Genomic DNA, 22,379 nt, shown 5'->3' with positions numbered 1-22,379 from the left:
ATATCGGAAACGCAAGGGAAACCACCTGATGCAACGCATCAAAACATGGGCGCGGGCCTTGAAGCGCGACGTGATGACGCTGTGGTTCGCGCTGAAGCACCCTGAAACGCCATGGTACGCACAGGCCTTGGCGGCCGTCATCACGGCCTACGCGCTCAGCCCCATCGATCTGATCCCTGACTTCATCCCGGCTCTCGGGTACCTGGACGACTTGATCATCGTTCCCGCAGGCGTTTGGCTGCTGCTGCGGATCGTCCCCGAACAGGTACTCGTCGACAGCCGGGCACAATCTGAACAATGGTTTCAGGAACAAAAGGGAAAGCCGCGGAGCATCGCCGGTTTTGCCATCATTCTCGCACTCTGGTGCATGGCCGCCTGGGCTACTTACAGGGTGGTCATCGACTGAATCCCGAGCCGTTGCTTCCACCATCAAGAGCCGCCGGATCCTTTTAATGTGGCTGGAAAGCGATCAGCCCCATGCCCGCCAGCGCGACCAAGACTCCCGCCACGTCCCATGTCGAAGGACGAATTCCATCCACGGCCCACAGCCAGAAGATGGCCACGCAAATGTAGACCCCGCCGTAGGCCGCATACACGCGGCCGGATGCCGCTGCGTGCAGCGTCAGCAGCCAGGCAAACGCGGCGAGGCTCGCAGCTGCGGGCAACAGCAACCAGGCCGATCCGTTCTGCTTGAGCCAGAGCCAGGGCAGGTAGCAGCCGATGATTTCCGCCAACGCGGTGATGAGGTAAAGCGCGAGGGTTTTCATGTCGCTGCCCCGAACGTTGGGGGGTGTCCATCAGGGCAGTGGAGGACTTCGATCGTCGAATGGTATCAGATGCGAAAGGCGATCACGTCCGTCACGTTGTCACTCAGTCCCAGCCCCAGTGTGACCCGCAAGTGGCGCATACGGCATCCGTAGCGCCTTCTGCAACAGTTGGTCCAGCGCATTGGCAAATGCACGCCTGTCCGCTTGGCTGAAAGCGGCTGGGCCGCCCGTATCGACGCCAGCGCTGCGCAATTCCTCCATCATGTCCCGCATCGTCAGCCGTTCGCTGATGCTGTCGGCGGTGTAGCACTCGCCGCGAGGGCTGAGCACCAACGCCCCTTTGCCCAGAGCCTCGCTTGCCAGAGGGATATCCGCGGTAATGACCAGATCACCGGTGGACGCATGTTCAACGATGTAGTTGTCCGCCACATCGAATCCTTGCGGCACCTGGACAGCCCGGATCAAAGACGATGGCGGCGTGCGCAGCATTTGATTGGCCACTAGCGTCAGCGGCCGCTGCAATCGTTGCGCCGCCCGATACAGGATGTCCTTGATGACGGCCGGACAGGCGTCGGCATCGACCCATATATTCACGAGCTAGCCCTTCAGCGCTTCGGCCAGCAGTGTGTTCACCAATTCGTTGACGCTGATGTGATCGGCCTGTGCCTTGGCGTTCAGGGCCGAAATCAGCGGCTGGTGCAGCTTGACGGGGAAGGACACCAGACCAGCGGCCTGGTCCAGGCGCCGCTGCTCACGGCGATCCAGGGCAGGCGCGGCGCCAGCGTAGCGACCCGGCGGGATGGCGGCATTGAGCTTACCCATGAGTTTCAGGGCTTTTTGCTTTTCCAGATCGGTTTTTTTCATGAAGGGCTCGGTGTTGAGGTCTGTCTCTAGGGGGTGCGCCCTGCCGGGCGCACCAAAAAAAATCCCAACCAATAAAGGTTGGGATTCTGATGACTGGTGGAGCCGGGGGGAATTGAACCCCCGTCCGCAAGCCCTCTGCAAGTAGCTCTACATACTTAGTCGGCCTATTTTAAGTTTTAGCCTTGGTGCATGCCGGACGACAGGCCCTTCCGCGGCGATTCACACTGATTTAAGATCCGGCCCAGTGACCTGATCGAATCCGATTCCCTGTAGATGACGCTGCTGTGGGTTTGACCCCACCCGACCCAGGGACAGATCGGTGCAGCGGCTCACCGCTTAAGCGGCCAGAGCGAAACGCTCGTCGTTGGCGTTTGTAGTTTTCCAGTGGATTTACGAGCGTACTGGGGCTCGGTATGCACTATCCTGTTTCGCGACCCACGTCGAAGCCAAATCGGCCCCAGGAACCTCTATTGTACCGGTCTTTTTCAGATAATGAAATTACAATGAGCCCCGTATGAGTACTATGGACAACACCCAGGTTCTGGTCCAGGTCGCCATCACCAGCGGGCTAGGGCCCTTGCCGTTTTTGGAAACTCGATCATGGAAATCACCCTGAAGGCCAGCGATGGCCACACGTTTGCCGCATACATCAACGGGCCCGAAAACGCCCGTGCCGGGATCGTGGTCCTGCCGGAAATTTTCGGCATCAACGGCTACATCCGCAAAACAGTGGACCGCTACGCGGCGCAGGGCTATCGGGCGATCTGCCCTTCACTGTTCGACCGGATGACGGCCCCCGAACAGGGCCTGCAGCTGGGCTACACCCCGGAGGAAGTCCAGCGCGGCCTAGGCTACAAAAAAGGCATCGCCGACGAGACCGCCCGTCTGGACATCGAGGCGGCCGCCGCCGCGCTCGAAGGGCAGTCCGTGCGGCTGCTGACAGGCTATTGCTGGGGGGGTTACCTGTCCTGGCGCATGGCCTGCCTGAGCGATACCTTCTCCGCGGCATCCTGCTGGCATGGGGGCGGGATCGCCCGGCACTGCCATGATACGGCCCGCATTCCGGTGCAGATGCACTTCGGAGGGCAGGACAGCTCAATCCCCCTGTCGGATGTGGAAGAAATCCGCGCGGCCCAGCCCCAGGTCGAAATCCATGTGTACCCTGGCGCCGGGCATTCCTTCGGACGGGATGCCACACCAGCGTATCACGCAGAATCGGCGGCATCGGCCTGGGATCGCACCCTGGCGTTCTTCGCACGCCACATCTGATCGGCGCCCGCCATCGACAGGCCAGGATTCGCCATCGAAAGCAACAAATGTGAGGACTTGTTCCCGACGTCGGTGCAACGGCCGCACAGGTAGCCTTTTGAAGCGACTCCGCACCGGAAATTCACCTTTGGCGGCCTTCCTTCAGCCACAATCCGGACCAGTGACTATACGGAATGAACCCGTCAATCCTGGCCTGCGGAGGAAGTCGCAGGCTCCCTTGCGAGGAAACCATGAAAAAAAGCATCATCGCAGCGGTTCTGCTGGCCGGCGCACTGGCTGCCGGGCCGGCCGCCCAGGCGGGCGATGTGGACGTCGGGATTTCGATCGGCATCCCCGGCGTCGTCTGGGGAGGCCCTGCCTACTATCCGCCACCTCCGCGCTACTACCGCCGCCCGCCCGTGGTCGTAGTGCCCGAGCCGGTCTACGTGCCGGGGCCCGGCTATTATCGCCAGGGCTGGGTCGATCGCGGCCACTATGACCGCTACCAGCGCAGGCACTGGAAGAAGCACTGGGATCATGATCGCGGCCATCGCGGCCGCGGCTGGGACGATTGATCGACATCCACCGCGACGGGCCCCGCATTCATTCACGAACACACGGGCCCGGCGCGCGGGGCATTACCCTCAGGCGGCTTGCGCTGCCGGTTCACGCACCTGCAGCTGACGAGTCTTCGCCGCCAAGGCCGTCAACAAGGCATCCAGCCCATCGCGGGACATCGCGTCCGTCAGCACGCCGTCGGCGGAAAACTTCTCGTGCGCCACAGGGATGAACAGTTCCGGCTTGTTCAGCGGGTGCACATCCAGATAGATCAGGACCTGGCGCAGGTGATACTGCGCGCGCGCGCCGCCCAGACCGCCCATCGACGCACTGGCGATCGCCACCGGCTTGCCCTGGAAGGGCATGCTGGGCACCCGCGACAGCCAGTCGATCGTGTTCTTCAGCACACCGGGAATCGAGTAGTTGTATTCGGGCGTGGCGACCAGAAACGCATCGGCCTGGGCCGCCTGTTCGGCGATCCGCTGCACGGATGCCGGAAAACCCTGCGCCTGCATGTCGCTGTTGTACAGCGGCACGTCCGACAGATTGGCGATCTCGATGGACATGCCCTCGGGGGCCTGGCGCCGGGCCTGTTCCAGCAACAGATGGTTGTAGGACCCCTTGCGCAGGCTGCCGCCAATGGCTAGGACACGAATGGACATATTGACTCCTGAAAAATATCAAAAAATCCGTGCTTCGGGCACGGAAAAATGGAAACACCAGTCCGGGCGGTGCGTGGGGACGCACACCACCCGGACTTTGGCGAAGGTTACTGGGCCAGCACGCCGTCCCGATAATCACGCAACGCCTGTTCGATCTCGGCGGGCGTATTCATGACGAAGGGTCCGTACTGAGCGATGGGTTCATTCAGCGGCTTGCCGGCCAGCAGCAGCACCCGCACGCCATCGGCCTCGTCGGGCGCGGCAGCGATATGGATCACGTCGCCGTCCTGGCCGTACCAGACGGTATGGCCCGATGGGACGACCTGATCCCCGGCTTCCAGCCGCCCTTCGAAGACATACGACAGGGCCTGATGAGTGGCCGGCACGGGAATGTCCACCGACTGCCCCGCCATGACGCGGATGTCCGCGATCAGCGGCTGCGTGACCGACGCCACGACCCCCTGGCCCGGCCCCTTCAGCGGACAGGTCGCCCAGGGAATGGTGCCGGCGATCAGCTTGATGAAGCCGCCCTCGGGCAATTCCGCCGTCGTGATGGCATCTGCGGGAATGTCCCGGTAATGGGCAGGCTGCATCTTTTCGGTGGCGGGCAGGTTCAGCCAGATCTGGAACCCGCGCAGCAAGCCGTTTTCCTGTTGCGGCATTTCCTCGTGGATGATGCCGTGTCCGGCCGTCATCCACTGCACCCCGCCGGCCTTCAGGTCGCCTTCGTTGCCCAGATGATCGCGATGGCGCATGTGGCCGTCGACGATGTAGGTGATGGTTTCGAAGCCCCGATGCGGATGCGCCGGGAATCCGGCGATGTAGTCATCCGGATCGTCCGAGGAAAAAGCATCCAGCATCAGGAAGGGATCCATCCTAACCTGCGGCTGGTATCCCAGGGCGCGCAGCAGACGCACACCGGCCCCGTCCTGGGTGGCCTGGGCCGGCAGTATGCGTGTGATTGGTCGAGTCGACATGGTCAGCTCCGTATTCAGATGACATCCATTATGAATCATATAATTCGATAAACAACTGAAAAAACAAGCGCTTTTTTATCGAATATTTAGATATGAACGATATTATCCCTATCGCCCACTGGCAGGCGCTCCTCGCGGTCGTCGATCACGGCGGCTATGCCCAGGCTGCCGAGGCCCTGGGGAAAAGCCAGTCGTCGGTCAGCTACGCCGTCCAGCGCCTGGAAGACCAGCTGGGGCTGCGCGTGTTTCGCCAGGAAGGCCGGCGCGCCGTCCCGACATCGGCCGGCCAGATCCTGCTGCAGCGCGCGCGCCTGCTGGTGGAACATGCCCGGGGCCTGGAGTCCGCCGCCCGCCAGCTGGCGATCGGCCGCGAACCCCTGTTGCGGCTGGCGGTGGACGCATTGTTCCCGGAATGGCTGCTGTTGCAGGCGCTGGAGGCCTTCAGTCCGGACTGCGCCACCACCCGCATCGAGATCCTGGAAACCGTGCTCAGTGGCACGGACGAGGCTCTGCTGCGCCGCGAGGCCGATCTGGTGATCACACCCCGAATTCCCCAGGGGTTCAGTGGCGAACCGTTGCTGCAGATCCGCTTCGTGGCTGCGGCCGCGCCTTCCCATGCGCTGCACGCCCTGGGGCGCCCGCTGGAATGGGCGGATCTGCGGCAGCACCGGCAACTGGTGATCCGGGACTCGGGATCACAGCGCCAAAGCGCCGGCTGGCTGGATGCCGAACAGCGCTGGACCTTCAGCCATCCATCCAGCTCGATCCGCGCCGCCTGCTCGGGACTGGGCTTTGCCTGGTACCCGGAACTGAGCATCCGGGATGAACTGGCGGACGGCCGGCTGCTGCCCCTGCCGCTGATCGAGGGGCGGCACCGCTACGCCATGCTGTACCGGGTGTTTGCCCGGCCCGAATTCCCCGGCCCGGCGTGCCGCGACCTGGCCGACGAACTGGAACGCCAGGTCAGGAAGTCGGGGCTGTCGATCGAGGGCGATACGCCGCCCGAAGATCCACGACCGGACGAATCCGCGCGTGGCAAGCCCGCAACCTGAGGTCAAAGACCCACGTTTTCCTTTTGCAGTACCTGTTCGGCCCGATAGCTGGAACGGACCAGGGCGCCGGAGACGACCTCGCGGAAGCCCTTGGACAGTCCCAGGTCGCGAAACGCGCGGAACTGTTCAGGCGTGACAAAGCGGCGCACCGGCAGGTGATTGGCGGTGGGCCGCATGTACTGGCCAAAGGTCAGGATATCGACGTTGGCCGCCCGGATGTCGTCCATGGCCTGCTCGATTTCGTCGTCGGTTTCGCCCAGCCCGAGCATCATGCTGGTCTTGGTCAGTGTGTGGGGTGCGTAGGACTTGGCGTGCGCCAGGACGTCCAGCGTCTGCTGATAACCGGCGCGCACATCGCGCACGACGTGGGTCAGCCGTTCGACTGTTTCCAGATTCTGGGCGAACGTCGTCAAGCCGGCATCCAGGATGGTTTCCACGCAGCCATGGTTGCCCTGGAAATCCGGCGTCAGCGCCTCGACGGCGGTGTGCGGCGACCGCTCGTGGATGGCGCGGATGCAGGCCGCGTAATGGCCCGCCCCGCCATCGATCAGATCGTCGCGGTCCACCGAGGTCAGCACCACGTACTTCAGCTGCATCAGGGCCACGGCGTCGGCCACGCTGGCCGGCTCATTGTGATCCAGCCAGCCATGCGGGTTGCCCGTGCTGACCGCGCAGAATTTACAGGCCCGCGTACAGACCGATCCCATCAGCATCAGGGTGGCGGTCCCCCGCCCCCAGCATTCGGCGATGTTCGGGCATTTGGATTCCGCGCAGACGGTATTGAGCTTGTGCGTCTCGACGATCTCGCGGACTTCCTGGTAGCGCTCGCCCGACGGGATGCGCACCCGCAGCCAGGAGGGCTTGGGGGCGGAGTCGGGGATTTCGGACAGCTCGCTGGGCCGCATGCCGTCCTTGACGGCGCGGGTGCCCTGCGGGCTGGTGAATTTCGATCCCGAACGGGCGCGGATGATAGGGACTTCGGTCGTCATGGGAAACCTGTGCAAAATGGAAACGGGCGTGCGTCAGCCCCGGCGCTCGCCTGGAGGCGATAGTACCATGGGGTGCCCGGGCACCCTGCCGATTCCCCTACCCGCATCGGGCTCTGTATACTGGCGGCCATGCTGGCCTCCCCCCCCAAGATTCCTCTGTTGGCGCGCCCCCCTGGCACTGCGCTGGTGCTGTTCTGTCTGCTGGGCATGGTGGCGCTGTGGACGGTGCTCTGCGCAATCAGCCATTCGGCGCCCGATCTGGACGGCATGGAGGAACTGGTCTGGGGCGCCAGCCTGGAACTGGGCTACACCAAGCACCCGCCCCTGCCGTCCTGGTTCATGCATTTCGCCATCGACCTGTTCGGCCGTCCGGTCTGGCTGCCGTTTCTGATGGGCCAGATTTTTTCCGCGCTGGGGCTGTGGTTCGTCTGGAAGCTGGGATGCGAGCTGACGACCCCGCACCGCGCCCTGATCGCCACCCTGCTGGTATCGGTGACGGCCTACTTTTCCCTGCGCGGCACCATCTACAACCACAACACGGCGCAACTGTGGTCCATCACCGCGTCGATCTGGCTCTTTTACCGGGCCACGCGCAGCCAGCGGGCCCGCGATTGGGTGCTGCTGGGCGCCGTCTGCGGCCTGGCGATGATGACCAAGTACAGCGCGCTGATCCAGTTCGCCGCGTTCTTCCTGTATCTGCTGCGCACCGGAGCCCTGCGCAGCGGCCGTACCTGGCGGGGCGTGCTATGGGCCACCGGCGCCTTTCTGCTGATCCTGAGCCCCCACCTGTGGTGGCTGGCCCAGCACCGTTTCGAACCCCTGTTCTACGCCGACGCCTCGCTGCAGGCGGGTGGCCGCCTGGTCGCCCTGGGCGAGCTGCTCTCGTTCGTTCTGGATCAGATCGGGCGCGTCGCCCCGATGGTGCTGGCGCTGGTGGCCTGGGCCTTTTGGCGCCGGCGCGCGGGGGACCGCGCCCCGGGGTATGCCGCCAATGACGAATCCTTCGATCCCGGCCGCCGGATGCCCCGGTACCTGCACGATTTTTCCGCCCACGACCGCCGGTTCCTGCTTTGGGTGGGCCTGACGCCCTTCGTCGCGACGGTTCTGGTCTCCGCCTTGCTGGGGTCCCGGCTGGAAGCATCGTGGGCCAGCACCTTCTTTGTGCTGTTCGGCTTCTATGGCCTGTGGTGGCTGCGTGGGCAGGATGGTGTCCAGCTGCGGCGTATCCTGATCCTGGTCGCCGGACTGCACCTCGTGATGGCCCTGGGTTACGCCATTGCCCGCGGGCCGCTGGCCGAGGCGGCCGGCAGAGCCGCCCGTTCGACCTACCCCGGATCCGCGCTCGCGGAGCTGGCCGTGCGGCACTGGCAGCAATATCAGCCGGGACGGCCTTTGCGGGTGATCGTGTCCAATACCTGGATGGGCGGCAACATCGCCGTTCACGTCAGCCCGAAAACCCAGGTCTACATCGACGCCAGCGACGAACAGTCGCCCTGGTTCGCCCCCGGGACCGCCCTGTCATGTGGCGCCGTCGTCGCTTTCAGCGACGTTGGCCGGGCGGCACCGTCCGCCGCAGTACAGGCTCTGTATGACGCGGCCCGCTGGAAGGGTGTGGATGAAGTGCCGTGGTCCGCCCCGAAGGGCCCGCGCATCGATCTGCACTGGGCCGTCCTGCCGGCCACACCCGATTGCCTGAAGAATCCGCGCTGATCGCCTGACGGGTCAGCGGTCCGACGCGGTATGTTCCGCCGCCCCGCCCTGCCGGGCATGCGCCGGCCGCACGTCGGCGCCAACGGCCAGCAGCCCTTCGAACATATGCGCCGCCATGGGGCGGGCGAACAGGTAGCCTTGGCCGAAATCGCAGCCGGCCGCCGCCAGCAGATCGTATTGCCGGGGTGTCTCGATGCCCTCGGCCACCACGCTCAGACCCAGTTTGTGCGCCAGCAGGATGATGGCTTCGCACAAGGCATGATCGGCACTGCCGCGACTGAGGTTGGCGACGAAGGACTGATCGATCTTCAGGAAGTCGATGTCGAATTTACGCAGATAGGACAGGGACGAATAGCCCGTCCCGAAATCATCGAGCGCCACCTGCATGCCCGCCGTGCGGAAGGCTTCGAGCTGGAGGCGGATGCGGTCGTCCCCCGAATCGATCAGCAGGCCCTCGGTGATTTCGATGATGACATGGCGGGAGGCCAGGCCCAGCGTGTTCAGGTGCGTGCTCCAGAAGGCCAGATCCAGGCCTTCGTGGCGCAACTGCGCCGGCGAGATATTGACGCTGACCTGGATGTCCCGGTCGAACCGGTTGCGCCATTCCGAAATCTGCCGCGTGGCTTCGCAGAAAACCCAGTCGCCCAAGGGCCGGATGATGCCGGTTTCCTCGGCCAGGGGAATGAATTCGGCGGGTGAAACCAGGCCGCGCACCGGATGATGCCAACGCAGCAGGGTTTCGGCCTTGACCACGCGCCCGCTGCGCAGATCCACGATCGGCTGGAAATCCAGCGAGAACTGATTCTGGTCGAGCGCCAGGTGCAGATCGTTGACCAGACGCATCCGTTTCTGGGCCCGTTCCTGCATGGACAGGGTGAAGTAGCAGCTGCGGTTGCGGCCTTCGGCCTTCGCCGAATACATGGCCTGGTCGGCGTTGTTCAGCAAGGTCTCGGCATCGGTGGCGTCGTCGGGATAGAAGGTAATGCCAATGCTGGTGGAAATGAAGACGGTTTCAACACCCAGCCGGAAGGGCTCGGCCAGCGATCGCAGGATCGCCCGGGTCAGGCGTTCGACATCGCGGGGTTCGTGCACGCCGTCCAGCAGGACCGTGAACTCGTCGCCCCCCAGGCGGGCGACCGTGTCGCTTTGCCGCACGCAGGCGCTCAGGCGGCGGGAGGCTTCCTTCAGAAGCTCGTCGCCCATGGCATGGCCCAGCGTGTCGTTGATTTCCTTGAAGCGATCCAGGTCCAGGAATAGCAGGCCAATGCGCCCACCCGTGCGGCGCGCCTTGAGGATGCTCTGTTCGAGCCGGTCATGAAACATCTGCCGGTTGGGCAGATCGGTGAGCCGGTCGAAATTGGCCTGCTTCCAGATGATGGCTTCGGCCTGCTTGATCTCGGCGATATTGGAGAAGATCATCACCCGGCGGTGGACTTCCCCCTGGTCGTTGAACGAGGTGTTGATGCTGAGCCATTCGGGGTAGAGTTCGCCGTTGACGTGCTGGCCCCAATGTTCGCCTTGCCAGCTGCCTGTTTCCATCACGGTGCGCCACATGACCCGATAGAACTCACGGTCATGGCACGGCGAATTCAGGCAGCGCACATGGCGGCCCACCACGTCGGATTCGGCACGCCCGCGCAGGCTGACGAAAGCCGGGTTGACATCCAGGATGACGCCCCTGGGATCGAGCACCAGCATGCCCTCGCTGGTGCTGCGATAGACCAGCGAGGCGAGTTCCGCCTGGCGGTCGGTGTCGCTTAGGCCACCACGATGCTGGCGCATGATGTACAGGTGACTGTGCCCCGTCTGCGAGCAAATCTGCGTGGCCGCCCCGGCCAGATTGAGGGCCATGTGCTGCCGGTGCTGTCCGCGGCCCCGCCACAGCAGGGCGTTGCGCGCGCCTTCCTGGTCGAGCCGCGCATTGACCTCGGCCACGTCGGGCAACAACGCATCCACGCGCAAGCCGACCGCGTCTCCGCGCCGATAGCCGAACAGGCGTTCGGCGCTGCGGTTCATGTAGAGGATGGCACCCTGCGTGTCGGTCGCGAAAAACGCATCCTGGGAAAAATCACCCAGACGCAGCAAGGCCAGGATATGGGAGCGATCGGAAGATTCGACGGGCGGCATCACGCTGGCGGGGCCGGAATCCTGGTTATGGAACGGACGTATGGGTGCGGATGGGGGAAACATCACACGGAACCGGGTGGATGCGAGGAGTGGACCATCATGAGACCGCCAAAGGACCCTGCGACACCCAGTCTTTTAACACATTGTCAGTCCCGTCACCATCAGTAATATCGTGAGCGACCGTGCCGGGCCCGAGGTGGCTTCAAGGCGCCTCGCCGAAGTATTCCTTGAACTGATGGCCGAGCTTGCGGGCCTTGGTGCGCAGGTATTGCTCGTTATAGGGGTTGCGATTGACCTGCAGCGGAATGTGTTCGGCGATGGTGATGCCCATGTCCGCCAGCACGCGTTCCTTGCGTGGATTATTGGTCATCAGGCGCACGCTGCGGATACCGAAATGCGCCAACATCGGACGGCACAGATCGTAGCGGCGCAGGTCGGCGGGAAAACCCAACCGTTCATTGGCCTCGACCGTATCGGCCCCCTCGTCCTGCAGCTGATAGGCCCGGATCTTGTTCAGCAGGCCAATGCCCCGGCCTTCCTGGCGCAGATACATGATGATGCCGCAGCCTTCTTCCGCGATGCGCTGTATGGCGGCTTCCAGCTGGGCGCCGCAGTCGCAGCGCTGACTGAACAGCGCATCGCCCGTCAGGCATTCGGAATGGATGCGAGCCAGCACGGGGGCATCCGCGCCCGGGTTGCCCAGTGTCAGGGCCACGTGTTCCTTGCCCGTTGCGGGTTCGACGAAGGCGTGGATCCGGAAGATGGCCCAGGGCGTGGGCAATTGGCTGGAGGCGACATACTGCAACAGGTCGCTGTCCGCAGCGGGGGCGGCACCAGGAGAGGTGGGCATGTGGAACGAACGATGAAAATGAAACAGACTATAGGTTAACACCGTGCACCGGCGCCATACTTCGGGCCGGCGGATGAAAAAAGGACCCCGCACAAGCGAGGTCCGAAAATCGCCCGTCCGGGCCGGCGCGAATCAGGCCTTGACCCCGAGATAACGCTCGATGATCTCGCCGTTTTCGTGCAGGTCCTTGGGCGTGCCCTCGTACACCACATGACCATTGTTGACGATATAGCTGCGGTCGGCCAGAGCCAGGGCCGCCCGCACGTTCTGTTCGACGATGACGATCGTCTGTCCCGCATCGGCCAGCTGGCGGCAGACGGCCATCAGATCCCGCACGATGATCGGTGCCAGGCCCTCGAACGGCTCGTCGAGCAGGATGATGTCCGCATTGCGGATCATCGCCCGGGCGATCGCCAGCATCTGCTGCTCGCCCCCCGAGAGCTGCTTGCCCCGGTTGCGCTTGCGCTCGGCCAGGCGCGGAAAGGTCGTGTAGATTTCGTCGAGCGTGCGCGGTTTTTCGGCTGTCATGGCCGCCAGCTGCAGGTTTTCCTGCACGGAGATCGAACCGAACACCCGGCGTTCCTCGGGCACGAGCTGGATGCCCAGCGCGGCGCGGCCATAGGGCTGCAGATGCTGGATCTCCACCCCCCGGTGCCGGATCGTGCCGGATTTGACCTCGACCATGCCCATCAGGGATTTCAGCGTCGTGCTCTTGCCGGCCCCATTGCGCCCCAGCAGGGCGACGACCTCGTGTTCCTCGATGCGCATCGTGACATCGAACAGGATGTGCGAATCCCCGTAATAGCTGTTGATCTTGTCGACTTCAAGCAGACTCATCGTCCATCCCTCCCAGGTAGGCCGCCTGGACCGCCGGGTCCTGACGGATTTCGTCGGGCGTGCCCTCGGCCAGCTTGCGGCCTTCATAGAGCACGGTAATGCGTTCGGCCAGTTCGAACATGGCATCCATATCGTGTTCGACGATCACCATGCTGCGGCCCGCCCGGATGGACTTCAGCAGCGAGACGACCAGCACGCGTTCCTCGGGTCCCAGACCGGCGAGCGGTTCGTCGAACAGCAGGACATTGGCGCCGGTGGCCAGCGCCAAACCGATTTCCAGGCGGCGCTTTTCGCCGTAGGACATGTCCGAGACCCGCGTATCCGCATGGAGACCGAGGTCCACCATGGCAATGGCCGCGTTGACCTGGGAATCCAGGTGCTCGGAATGCAGGCTGCTGAGCAGATCGTTGCGATAACGCCCGCGCATCCGCGCCAGAACCGGAATCATGACGTTCTGACGCACGGTCAGGTGTTCGAAGAGCTGGTTGATCTGATAGCTCTTGCTCATGCCCAGCTGGCAGACCGAGGTGACGCCGATACCGGTGATCTCCTGCCCCCGGAAGAAGACCTTGCCGGTGGTGGTGGGCAGTTCGCCCGCCAGCATCGCGAAGAACGTGGATTTACCCGCCCCGTTGGGCCCGATCACGCCGTGCAGTTCGCCTTCACGCAGCGTGAAGTCAATGTCGGTATTGGCCTTCAGGCCGCCATAATGCTTGCTGACGCCCCGGGCTTCCAGCACTGGCGCGCCGGGCCGGGTGGACTTCAACGGTGGCACGATATCCAGGGAGGACGCGACATGCTGACTGACGGACTGGTCCAGATCGGCTGGCAGTTGCCGCTGGCGGCGATGCACGAATTCCAGGATGCCACCCGCCACTCCATGACGGAACACCGTCACCAGAACGACGAACACCACGCCCAGAATCAGTTTCCAGTACGGCCCCAGATTGCCGACCTGTTGCAGGCCTTCGTACAGATACAGCCAGATGGTGGCCCCCAGCAGCGGGCCCAGCAGGGTCCCCGCCCCGCCCATCACAGTCTGGATGACCAGCTGGGCGGACGTATCCAGGGAGAAGGCATCCGGCGGCATGTAGGACTGGAACAACCCCAGCAAGCCACCCGCCAACCCGCCATAGGCGGCCGCGACCACGAACACCATCAGCTTGTAGGTCTGGATGGAATGCCCCAGGGCGGTCGCACGCTTCGGGTTGCCCTGAATCGCCTTGAGCACCGCGCCGAACGGCGATCGCACGATGCGGCGGGCAACCAGATAGCCCAGGAAGAAGATCACCGCCACGAACCAGTACATCGGCCAACCGCTGGAAATGTGGATGTTGATGAACCCCAGCGACAGTTCGGGTGGCGGCACACCCGCAATGCCGTTTTCGCCCCCGGTGTAGTCCTTGAAGGACGAGTTCTCCAGGAAATAGAACATTTCGCCGAAGGCCAGGGTGCTCATGGCGAAATAGATCCCGGTGCGGCGCAGGGTCAGGTAGCCGATCACCAGGCCGGCGATCGCCGCTACCACGGTGCCGATCAGCAACGCCAGCAACATGTTGGACACGACGCCATCGGTCAGCAGATACGCCGTGACGAAACCGCCCGTGCCATAGAAGGCCGCCTGGCCGAAGGACAACAGGCCCGTATAGCCGAACAGCAGATCGAAGCCCAGGCCAAACAGGCCCCAGATCAGGATCCGCGTGAGCAGATCCGGGCTCATGCCCACGGCCGGCAGGACGAAGGGCGCCAAGATCAGGCCAAGACCCACCAGCATTTCCGGAAGCCGGCCGCGCGTCACGCCGCCTCGCGAGCGGGTCGCGCGGGTCGGCTTCGCGGTCACACCGGCCCCGTCCGCCGTACTTGTTTGAATCGAATTCATTCCCGTCCCTCCTGCCCCATGAGACCTTGCGGACGAAAGATCAGAACCAGCGCCATGGCGACAAAGAGCATCACGTCCGAATACTGGGGATTGATCATGGCCGTCAGGCTGAGAATTTCACCGGCAATGATGCCGCCCACCACGGCGCCCGGGAAGGACCCGACCCCGCCGATCACCACCACCACAAAGGATTCGACCAGATAGCGGAATCCCATGTCGGGCGTCAGCGCCACGATCGGGGAATTGATGACGCCGGCGAAGCCCGCTGCCATCGCCCCGATGCCGAACACCAGCAGGAAGGTGCGTTTGACGTTGATGCCCAGCGCGTTGACCATCTGCGCATCCTCGATCCCGGCGCGCACGATCAGGCCCAGGCTGGTGCGATACAGCACGAAGTACAGCAGCAGCAAGGTGACAGCGGCAATGCCCAGGGTCTCCAGCCGATACAGCGGGTAGATCAGCGACCCGATGCGGGCGATGCCCGTGCCCCAGTCAGGCGGAGTGACTGACAGGCTGACCCCGCCGTACAGGCCGCGCACGATCTCGACCAGAATGATGCTGATGCCGAACGTGACCAGGATCTGGTCCTCCGGCGGACGGCTGTAGTATTTGCGCATCAGGCCCCGTTCCATGACAAGCCCGCACGCCAGCGCGACGGCGGCCCCGCCAGCGACAGCCAGGACAAATGAACCTGTCAGGCCATACACGGTATAGCCCGCATAGCCCCCCACGACGAACAGAGCGCCGTGGGCAAAATTGATGACACCGAGCGTGCCGTAGATGATGGTCAAGCCGGTACTGATGAGCGCCAGCAACAAGCCGGTGGCCAGCCCGTTGAACAGCTGAGACAGAAACAAGGACATGCTCGGCATCGAGTTGCCTCCTGTGAAAGTTCCGGAAAACCGCGCCCGGCCGCGCCTCGGGATCGGGGCGCGGCCGGGCTCCGGCGCTTAGGCGTAGCCACCCATCTTGCAACCCAGCAGGCCCACTGTCGGCAGGACGTCCTTGCCGTTGACGACCTGGACGATCTCGAAGAAGTCTTCCGGATTCTTCATGTCGGCCGGTTTCTTGCCGCGCAGGATCGGGAAGTCGACGATCCCCTGGTGGTCCTCGGCGCGGAAAGTGACCTTGCCCACCGGGCTGTCACGCACCTCGCCGGCTTCCAGGGCCTTGACGACATCCACCGGATAGAAGCTCTTGGCCCGTTCCACCGCATCGGCCCACAACACCAGGGCCAGGTAGGCATACATGGCCGAATCCCGGGGCTTGCCGCCGAACTTCTTCTCGTAGGCCTCGACGAAGTCCTTGGCGACCGGATTGTTGTCCTGCATCGTCCACCAGAAACCCTGCGCGGCGTAGACGCCTTGCATGATGTCGGCACCGACTTCTTTTTCGAGGTAGGCGGACATGTAGGGGATCACGATCTTCATCTTGTCGAGCAGACCGAACTGCTTGGCCTGCTTGATGGCGTTGGCGGCGTCGGCCCCATAGGCCACGACGACCAACACATCGGCATCCGTGTTGGCGATGTTGATCAGGTACGAGCTGTAATCCTTCGCGCCCAGCGGGTGGACCTGATTGGTGACGGTCTTCCAGCCTTCCTTCTCGGTGAATTCCTTCATCGACTGGGTGGTCGTGTGGCCGTAGGTGTAATCCGGCGTCAGGTACGCGGCCTTGCGATTCTTGCCGAGTTCCTTCGCGACGACCGGCGCGATGGCCTTGCAGGCCATATAGGCGAAATAGCACAGACGAAAGCCGTAACGCTGGCAGTCCACGCCGGTGGTTTCGTTGGAACCCGAAATGGCCGTGAAATAAGGCGTGTGTTCGCGGTTGCAGACTTTCTGCAGGGCGATGGCCACCGCGCTGCTGGTGCTGCCGGCGACCATCAGCGCCTTGTTGTCATGAATGAAGCGCGTGGCGGCCTGCACGCCGGTATTGGGCTTGGTTTCGGCGTCGGCCGAGCCCAGCACCAGTTTCTTGCCCAGGATGCCTTTCTTGATCAGGGGAGAGAGCTTCTGGACCTGCGGGGCTCCCGCGTTGATCTGTTCGGCGGCCAGCTCGTAGCCGTTCTTCTGTTCGGCACCCTGGGCGGAATACGGACCGGTCAGGTCAACCGTCAGGCCCACGAACACGGAGTCGCCATTGGCGCCCGCCGGCCAGGCGCCCAGGGGCTTCTTGTCTTCCGCCATCGCAACCCGGGCCGTGGCGGGCAGCAGCATGCCGCCTGCCACCCCGGCCGCGCCGGCCTTGAGCACGGAACGGCGCTTGACCTGCGCCTGCATGGCTTGACCCAACGAATTGTTGTCTTTCATTGTTTCGTCTCCTGATTTTTTGAGTGGTCCCGGACACCGATGGCACCCGGCTGAGGAACTGTGTTTCAGTCAATCACCCGCGCTTTGTTTTTATGCTCGAAGCAGCTTTGTTTTTATCGTGCAGAGAAACAGACAGTCGGATTTCTGCGTGACGTTATTAGGAAATTTGAAACTTACGCAGAACTTACGTGAATTTTGAACACCGCAGAGAGACGGCCAACCCCCATTGAACCGGATACGACAATATCGATTTAAAAAACGTCCAAGCCGTTGATATTGAGTGATATTCAGATAATCTGAAAATTGATGCAATGCAATAAAATCAGGGTTTATGCGTAAGGGAAATCCGCAGGTTGGATTGTTCTGTCATATTGCACTGCAAAATAAGAACGGGGTCCGCCAGGACCCCGTTGATTCAAGCAAAAACTATCGGATTTCAGTTTCCCATCCCCAGGGCCGAATCGACGCGGCCGGCAAAGGCGGCGGGCGTCATCTCTGTCCCATTGACCGTCATCCGGCCATCGGCATAACGGACATCGGCCAGCACCTGGCCATCTTTCTGGCTCACCAGCCCCTGGCGCTCGAGACGGCCCGCATACTGATCGAACATCATGCTGAACAGGGCGATAGCCACGTCCGGATTGCCGCCTGTCTGGCTCTGGCGCAGCACCTGCAGCAGCATGGGTTTGGACAACAGCAGATGCGCCGACACCTGACCGATGCCTTGTTCGATCAGGCCGCCCAGGTCCTGTGGCGCATCGTCGCCAGCCGGCCGGAACTGCGCCTGGGCCCGGATCTCGGTCCTGCCCTGGGGAGTGGTCCAGTTCAGCGTATCGAGGGACACGCGCGGCGAGGACGCCAGGACAGGCATCATCAGGATCCGCAAGCGCTGCTCGTCCTGGGCCGACAACGGGGCCGAATCATCGCCCCGGTTGGCCTGGATCTGTTCCAGCGCCAGGATCAGCGGCCGCAGGGCGACGATATCCAGCTGTTCGACGGACGCCTTGAGCTGCATCGTGCCCATGTCCTGCGAACCGACCCGCACCTGCCCCAGATCGTACTGGACGCGGCTGTCGAGCAGACTGCCGGTGCGCGCGGCCTCCATGCCGAACGACGGCTGACGAAAGAGCACCTCGCCGGATTCGGGGCTGAGGAAGCGGGCCTGGTTCAGGCGGATCCGCTGACGGGACTGCAGATCGGCATCCCCGCTACGCGTGGTCTGACTGTCGAATTCCAGCCCCTGCAGCTGAACCCTGGCACCCGAATCCGGCGCCAGGACATCCAGCGAGTCCATATGCCCGGACAGCACGGTCCGCCGGTCCCGGGAATCATGGTCCACCGTCAGCGTCCCGCCGCTGAAATCCAGGCTCTTGTCCGCGGCGTGCACCGGGACGAAGCGCCAGACCGACGCGATGTGGCCGTCGAACCCCACCCGGGAATCCGCCTCCCAGGGCGCAGTCCCGCCAGGCAGCGCGTCGAACCAGGGCTGCCAGGGGCCGCCTGGCAGGGGGCGCACCTGGCTGAATGCCGCCAGGGGCCGCCAGAAACCAGCCTTCACCGCCGCCAGAGGCCAGGGACCATGCCGCAAATCATCTTCCAGCGACAGGGTCTGCGTGGACCCGCCGTCATCCCGAAATTCAAAGACATAGCGCACCTGCGAGGCAAACAGCCCCCGCCGGTAATCGTCGATCCGCAGGACCGGCCGGGGATCGTTGGAGGTCCATTCGGCCTGGATTTCCTGGTTTGCCTGAGCCACCCAGGATTCGATGGATTGCTGGGCGAGCCGCCCCGCATACCACGAGGCGCCGCCATATGCGACGACGATGACGGCCACCAGGCCGGTGATGACTTTCAGGGAACGACGACTCATGCGCGGTCTCCAGCCCGGTCGAATAAACGGATCAATTGGGATACATCGGCGGCCCCCAGCCCGTGGCGGCTGGCCAGCCGGTAATTCTGGCCCGCCGCCGTCGCCACGGGGACGGCGGTCCCCTGGCTGCGCGCCAAAGCGGCGACAGTGTCCAGGTCCTTCAGCATCGTGTCCAGGCTGGCCTGCGCCTCGGCTGGCGCCTGGGTCATCCGAGGCACAAAGATCCGCAGCAGCGTCGAATCGGCCCAGCCACCCGCCAGCGCCTCGGTCAACCGGACGGCATCCACGCCCGCATCCTGCGCCAGGGCCACGGCTTCGGCGATGGCGGCGATCGTGGTGGCGACGATCGTCTGATTGCAGAGTTTGGCAACCTGCCCCGCGCCTACGGGGCCCAGATGGGTGACCCGCTGCGCGTAGGCCCGCAGCACTGGTGCGACCTGATCACACACGTCAGCCGGGCCACCCGCCATGATGGCCAGCGTGCCTGCGGCTGCGCCGCCCGTCCCGCCGGACACCGGCGCATCCAGCCAGATCGCGCCGTTGGCCTGCGCCAGGCGGTCGGCGAATATCCGGGTGTCTGTCGGCGGAATCGAAGAATGATCGACCAGAACCCGCAGCGAACCGGACCCTGCCAGGCCGTCCGCCCCGAAGACCACGGATTCCACCGCCGCCGCATCGAACAAGCACAAGGCCACCCAGGCGCAGGCATCCGCCAGTTCGCGCGGTGTGGCGTGTGCCTGCGCGCCTTCGGCCGCCAGCTGACGCACGGGCGCCGGGGAACGATTCCAGACATGGACCTGATGGCCCGCCTGCAACAGGCGCCTGACCATCGGCACGCCCATGCGCCCCAATCCGCAAAAGCCGATCTTCATGGATGAGTCTCCGGCCCATGATCCGTTCATGGGCGACTGATGTTGGGAGGGGAAATCAGGATTCGTCGTGGAGCTTGCGAGACAATTCTCGCGGCAATGGGAAGGACACCTGTTCGCGCACGCCGTCGAGGGGCCGCACCGACCGCACGCCGAGTTCCCGCAAGCGGTCGAGCACCTGCTGGACCAGGGCTTCGGGCGCCGAGGCCCCCGCCGTCACACCGACACGGCGCGCGGTTTCCAGCCATTCGGGGCGGATCATATCGGGGTGATCCAGCAGATACGCGGTCACCCCCTTGCGTTCGGCCACTTCGCGCAGGCGGTTCGAATTGGAACTGTTGGGGCTGCCCACCACCAGCACCAGATCGCACTGCGGCGCCATGACGCGCACCGCGTCCTGGCGATTCTGGGTCGCATAGCAGATGTCGCTTTTTTTCGGTTCCGCAATGCCCGGAAAACGGGCACGCAAGGCGTCCGCCACCTGGGCGGCGTCGTCGATCGACAGTGTGGTCTGCGTCACGAACGCCAGGTTGCCCGGGTCGCGAACCTGCAGAACCTGCACGTCCTGGACGGTTTCCACCAGATACATGCCGTCGTCGGCCTGGCCCAGGGTGCCTTCGACCTCGGGGTGGCCCCGGTGGCCGATCATGATGACCTCACGGCCTTCCTGGCGCATGCGGGCGACTTCGACGTGGACCTTGGTCACCAGGGGGCACGTCGCATCGAAAATGCGCTGGCCGCGCTGTTCGGCCTCTGACCGCACGGCCCGCGATACCCCGTGCGCCGAGAAGATCACAATGGCCCCCGACGGCGCGTCCTCGAGTTCGTCGATGAACACCGCGCCCTTGGCCCGCAAATCCTCGACCACGTACCGGTTATGGACGATCTCGTGGCGCACGTAGATCGGTGCGCCATGGATTTCGAGCGCCCGCTCGACGATCTCGATGGCGCGATCCACCCCCGCGCAGAAGCCGCGCGGCTGGGCCAGGACGACCTCGGGCGCGGCGTCGTCCGGCGCATCAGTGGACACGGAATCGACAGGGCCGGATGTCATCACAAAACCCCCAGAATCCGGATTTCGACCTGCAGATCGATGCCGGCCAGCGGGTGGTTGAAGTCGAACAATGCGGAATCGCCCTGCAAGGTCTTGAGCACGCCCGAATAGCGTCCACCCTGGGGTGCGACGAATTCGATCATGTCACCCGCTTCGAACACCGTGTCCGGGGGGGCATTGCGCACCATTTCGTCGTGCGAGATCCAGCGCAGCAGTTCGGGGTTGCGGTCACCGTACGCCTGCGCGGCGGGCAGGTCCACCGTGAAGTGCTCGTCTTCGGAACGGTCCAGCAACAGGGCTTCCAGGCCGGGCGCCCATTGCCCGATCCCCATCTGCAAGGTGGCGGGCCGATCCAGAAACGTATCGACGAATGCGGTGCCGGCGGCCGGCCCCGTCAGCGGCTCGATGCGGTAGTGCAGCGTGACATAAGAGTCCGGACGGACGTGCGCTGCGGCATGGGAAGAGGTCAAAATGGTTCACCACTCAAAAATCAGTCAAACCCGCTTATTTTAGGGCCTATCATGCCACAAGACAGCCAATCCCCCTGCGGCGAACGTCCTCGCGAACGTCTGCTGCGGCACGGCGTGCATGCGCTGACCACCGCCGAACTGCTGGCCGTGCTGCTGCGCACCGGCACCCGCGGGCGCAACGCGGTGGATATGGGCCGCGACCTGGTCGAACACTTCGGCGGCTTGCGCCGCCTGTTGTCGGCGGAAGCCGAATCCCTGCTGGCCTTTCCCGGCCTGGGCACGGCCAAGACCTGCGAACTGCTGGCCGTCCAGGAATTGGGGCGCCGCGCCCTGGAGGAACCCCTGCGCAACGGCCGGGCGCTCAGCCAGCCCGACCGGGTCAAGCAGTTCTGCGCCATGCGCCTGGCGCACCTGCGCGTGGAACACTGCATCGCCCTGTTCCTGGATACCCAGCTGCAGCTGATCGACTGCGCGGAGATCGCGCGCGGCACCCTGTCGCACGCGTCGATCTACCCGCGCGAAGTCGTCCGGGCTGCCCTGGGTCACCACGCGGCCGCGCTGATCCTGGCGCACAATCACCCTTCCGGGCTCTCCGAACCCAGCCCGGCCGACATCGCCCTGACCCGCCAGCTGAAGCAGGCCCTGTCTCTGGTAGACGTGCGGCTGCTGGATCATCTGGTGGTGGGCGCCACCGAGGTCACGTCCCTGGCCGAGCGCGGCCAGATCTGAACCCCATGCGCTGCCCGGGACAATATCCGTACGCCCGGCCAGCCACCCAGGATCGTCTTTGCCACACACGCTAGCGACATGGTAGAATTCCTGGCTAACCCTGGATACGTTGCCAGGATCTTGATGTCAAAAGACATCCATCCGGCTGGCGACCCCATTACTATATTTACGGACTTCACCATGAAAGAAGGCATCCACCCCGAATACCGCGAGGTCGTGTTCCTGGACCTGCAGACCGGCAACAAATTCATTTCGCGCTCGTCTTTGTCCGCGCGTGAAACCACCGAGATCGACGGCAAGAGCTACCCGCTCTTCAAGTGCGACGTGACCTCGGAATCGCATCCGTTCTACACCGGCGCCCAGACCCGCATCGTCGAGACCGGCCGCGTGGAAAAATTCCGCGCCCGCTTCGCCCGCACGGCCGGCACCGTCAAGAAATAATCGCCGCGACATTGGGTGGCATCCGGGCCCCGGGCCCGATACACACCCAGTCCAAAGGCAGCCGTGCGGCTGCCTTTTTCATTTAACATGGGGTCCATCCCCATTTCCCGCTGC

At 63.9% G+C, this 22,379-nt stretch carries 23 protein-coding genes and 1 other RNA gene; 7 read left to right on the top strand and 17 right to left on the bottom strand.

Annotation, left to right across the window (positions count from 1 at the left end):
- The first annotated feature begins 28 nt into the window (after positions 1–28).
- Complete coding sequence (locus ABCV34_RS01020; protein WP_345797397.1) at positions 29–406, top strand: YkvA family protein; 378 nt, start codon at positions 29–31, stop codon at positions 404–406.
- Between the two features lie 43 nt (positions 407–449).
- On the opposite strand, the gene ABCV34_RS01015 is transcribed toward ABCV34_RS01020, so the two are convergent.
- From ABCV34_RS01015 to ssrA, 4 genes are all read right to left on the bottom strand, one after another.
- Positions 450–767, bottom strand: a complete 318-nt coding sequence (locus tag ABCV34_RS01015; RefSeq protein ID WP_345797396.1) for a YnfA family protein — start codon at positions 765–767, stop codon at positions 450–452.
- 99 nt (positions 768–866) lie between these two features.
- Positions 867–1,361, bottom strand: a complete 495-nt coding sequence (locus ABCV34_RS01010; protein ID WP_345797395.1) for a YaiI/YqxD family protein — start codon at positions 1,359–1,361, stop codon at positions 867–869.
- Between the two features lie 3 nt (positions 1,362–1,364).
- On the bottom strand, positions 1,365–1,631 hold the full coding sequence (locus ABCV34_RS01005) for a hypothetical protein (RefSeq protein ID WP_345797394.1): 267 nt from the start codon (positions 1,629–1,631) through the stop codon (positions 1,365–1,367).
- 94 nt (positions 1,632–1,725) lie between these two features.
- Positions 1,726–2,090, bottom strand: a transfer-messenger RNA (tmRNA) gene (ssrA, locus tag ABCV34_RS01000).
- 141 nt (positions 2,091–2,231) lie between these two features.
- Here ssrA and ABCV34_RS00995 point away from each other — a divergent pair.
- The gene (locus ABCV34_RS00995; protein WP_345797393.1) at positions 2,232–2,900 is read left to right on the top strand and encodes a dienelactone hydrolase family protein; all 669 of its coding nucleotides are present in this window, start codon (positions 2,232–2,234) and stop codon (positions 2,898–2,900) included.
- A 230-nt stretch (positions 2,901–3,130) separates the two neighbouring features.
- Positions 3,131–3,454 carry a virulence factor gene (locus ABCV34_RS00990; RefSeq protein ID WP_345797392.1) on the top strand — a complete coding sequence of 108 codons (324 nt, stop codon included), beginning with the start codon at positions 3,131–3,133 and terminating at the stop codon, positions 3,452–3,454.
- Between the two features lie 69 nt (positions 3,455–3,523).
- On the opposite strand, the gene ABCV34_RS00985 is transcribed toward ABCV34_RS00990, so the two are convergent.
- Together ABCV34_RS00985 and ABCV34_RS00980 are read right to left on the bottom strand one after the other, a co-directional pair.
- A complete protein-coding gene (locus ABCV34_RS00985) occupies positions 3,524–4,099 on the bottom strand; it encodes an NAD(P)H-dependent oxidoreductase (protein WP_345797391.1) in 576 nt (191 codons plus the stop codon).
- Positions 4,100–4,206: 107 nt separating this feature from the next.
- Entirely contained in the window at positions 4,207–5,076 is an 870-nt protein-coding gene (locus ABCV34_RS00980; protein WP_345797389.1) for a pirin family protein, read from the bottom strand.
- A gap of 92 nt (positions 5,077–5,168) precedes the next feature.
- Between ABCV34_RS00980 and ABCV34_RS00975 the strand changes: the two genes are divergently transcribed.
- Positions 5,169–6,128, top strand: coding sequence for a LysR family transcriptional regulator (locus ABCV34_RS00975; protein WP_345797388.1), 960 nt, complete (start codon positions 5,169–5,171; stop codon positions 6,126–6,128).
- A gap of 2 nt (positions 6,129–6,130) precedes the next feature.
- Here the strand turns inward: ABCV34_RS00975 and lipA are convergent, their stop codons facing one another.
- A complete protein-coding gene (gene lipA / locus ABCV34_RS00970; RefSeq protein ID WP_345797387.1) occupies positions 6,131–7,117 on the bottom strand; it encodes a lipoyl synthase in 987 nt (328 codons plus the stop codon).
- Between the two features lie 129 nt (positions 7,118–7,246).
- Here lipA and ABCV34_RS00965 point away from each other — a divergent pair, with 129 nt between their 5' ends.
- The gene (locus tag ABCV34_RS00965; RefSeq protein ID WP_345797386.1) at positions 7,247–8,827 is read left to right on the top strand and encodes a glycosyltransferase family 39 protein; all 1,581 of its coding nucleotides are present in this window, start codon (positions 7,247–7,249) and stop codon (positions 8,825–8,827) included.
- 12 nt (positions 8,828–8,839) lie between these two features.
- Here the strand turns inward: ABCV34_RS00965 and ABCV34_RS00960 are convergent, their stop codons facing one another.
- The 10 genes from ABCV34_RS00960 to ABCV34_RS00915 all read right to left on the bottom strand — a co-directional run bounded on the left by ABCV34_RS00960 (position 8,840) and on the right by ABCV34_RS00915 (position 21,095).
- Complete coding sequence (locus ABCV34_RS00960; RefSeq protein ID WP_345797385.1) at positions 8,840–11,017, bottom strand: EAL domain-containing protein; 2,178 nt, start codon at positions 11,015–11,017, stop codon at positions 8,840–8,842.
- Between the two features lie 139 nt (positions 11,018–11,156).
- Positions 11,157–11,804 carry a GTP cyclohydrolase II gene (ribA, locus tag ABCV34_RS00955; RefSeq protein WP_345797383.1) on the bottom strand — a complete coding sequence of 216 codons (648 nt, stop codon included), beginning with the start codon at positions 11,802–11,804 and terminating at the stop codon, positions 11,157–11,159.
- Between the two features lie 132 nt (positions 11,805–11,936).
- A complete protein-coding gene (locus ABCV34_RS00950; RefSeq protein ID WP_345797381.1) occupies positions 11,937–12,641 on the bottom strand; it encodes an ABC transporter ATP-binding protein in 705 nt (234 codons plus the stop codon).
- The gene (locus tag ABCV34_RS00945; RefSeq protein WP_345797380.1) at positions 12,628–14,520 is read right to left on the bottom strand and encodes a branched-chain amino acid ABC transporter ATP-binding protein/permease; all 1,893 of its coding nucleotides are present in this window, start codon (positions 14,518–14,520) and stop codon (positions 12,628–12,630) included. The genes ABCV34_RS00950 and ABCV34_RS00945 overlap by 14 nt, the downstream gene beginning before the upstream one ends.
- Positions 14,517–15,392, bottom strand: coding sequence for a branched-chain amino acid ABC transporter permease (locus ABCV34_RS00940; RefSeq protein WP_345797379.1), 876 nt, complete (start codon positions 15,390–15,392; stop codon positions 14,517–14,519). Before ABCV34_RS00940 ends, ABCV34_RS00945 begins: the two co-directional genes overlap by 4 nt.
- 78 nt (positions 15,393–15,470) lie before the next feature.
- Positions 15,471–16,832, bottom strand: coding sequence for a substrate-binding protein (locus tag ABCV34_RS00935; RefSeq protein WP_345797378.1), 1,362 nt, complete (start codon positions 16,830–16,832; stop codon positions 15,471–15,473).
- 436 nt (positions 16,833–17,268) lie between these two features.
- On the bottom strand, positions 17,269–18,702 hold the full coding sequence (locus ABCV34_RS00930; RefSeq protein WP_345797377.1) for a YdgA family protein: 1,434 nt from the start codon (positions 18,700–18,702) through the stop codon (positions 17,269–17,271).
- Positions 18,699–19,574: an NAD(P)-dependent oxidoreductase gene (locus ABCV34_RS00925; protein ID WP_345797376.1), complete on the bottom strand. Its 876-nt coding sequence runs from the start codon at positions 19,572–19,574 to the stop codon at positions 18,699–18,701. The genes ABCV34_RS00930 and ABCV34_RS00925 overlap by 4 nt, the downstream gene beginning before the upstream one ends.
- Positions 19,575–19,629: 55 nt before the next feature.
- On the bottom strand, positions 19,630–20,625 hold the full coding sequence (gene ispH / locus ABCV34_RS00920) for a 4-hydroxy-3-methylbut-2-enyl diphosphate reductase (protein ID WP_345797375.1): 996 nt from the start codon (positions 20,623–20,625) through the stop codon (positions 19,630–19,632).
- Positions 20,625–21,095 (bottom strand): FKBP-type peptidyl-prolyl cis-trans isomerase, encoded by a 471-nt coding sequence (locus ABCV34_RS00915; protein ID WP_345797374.1) that lies wholly within the window; start codon positions 21,093–21,095, stop codon positions 20,625–20,627. The genes ispH and ABCV34_RS00915 overlap by 1 nt, the downstream gene beginning before the upstream one ends.
- Before the next feature lie 51 nt (positions 21,096–21,146).
- On the opposite strand from ABCV34_RS00915, the gene radC reads away from it, so the two are divergent.
- The gene (radC, locus tag ABCV34_RS00910) at positions 21,147–21,824 is read left to right on the top strand and encodes a DNA repair protein RadC (protein ID WP_345797373.1); all 678 of its coding nucleotides are present in this window, start codon (positions 21,147–21,149) and stop codon (positions 21,822–21,824) included.
- 180 nt (positions 21,825–22,004) lie between these two features.
- Positions 22,005–22,265 (top strand): type B 50S ribosomal protein L31, encoded by a 261-nt coding sequence (locus ABCV34_RS00905; protein ID WP_345797372.1) that lies wholly within the window; start codon positions 22,005–22,007, stop codon positions 22,263–22,265.
- Positions 22,266–22,379: the final 114 nt, after the last annotated feature.

It is taken from the genome of Castellaniella sp. MT123 (assembly GCF_039614765.1).
In the GTDB taxonomy this organism is placed as follows: Bacteria; Pseudomonadota; Gammaproteobacteria; order Burkholderiales; family Burkholderiaceae_B; genus Castellaniella.
Note: the sequence above shows the minus strand (reverse complement) of the source record. Positions and strands in the feature narration are given on the sequence as shown.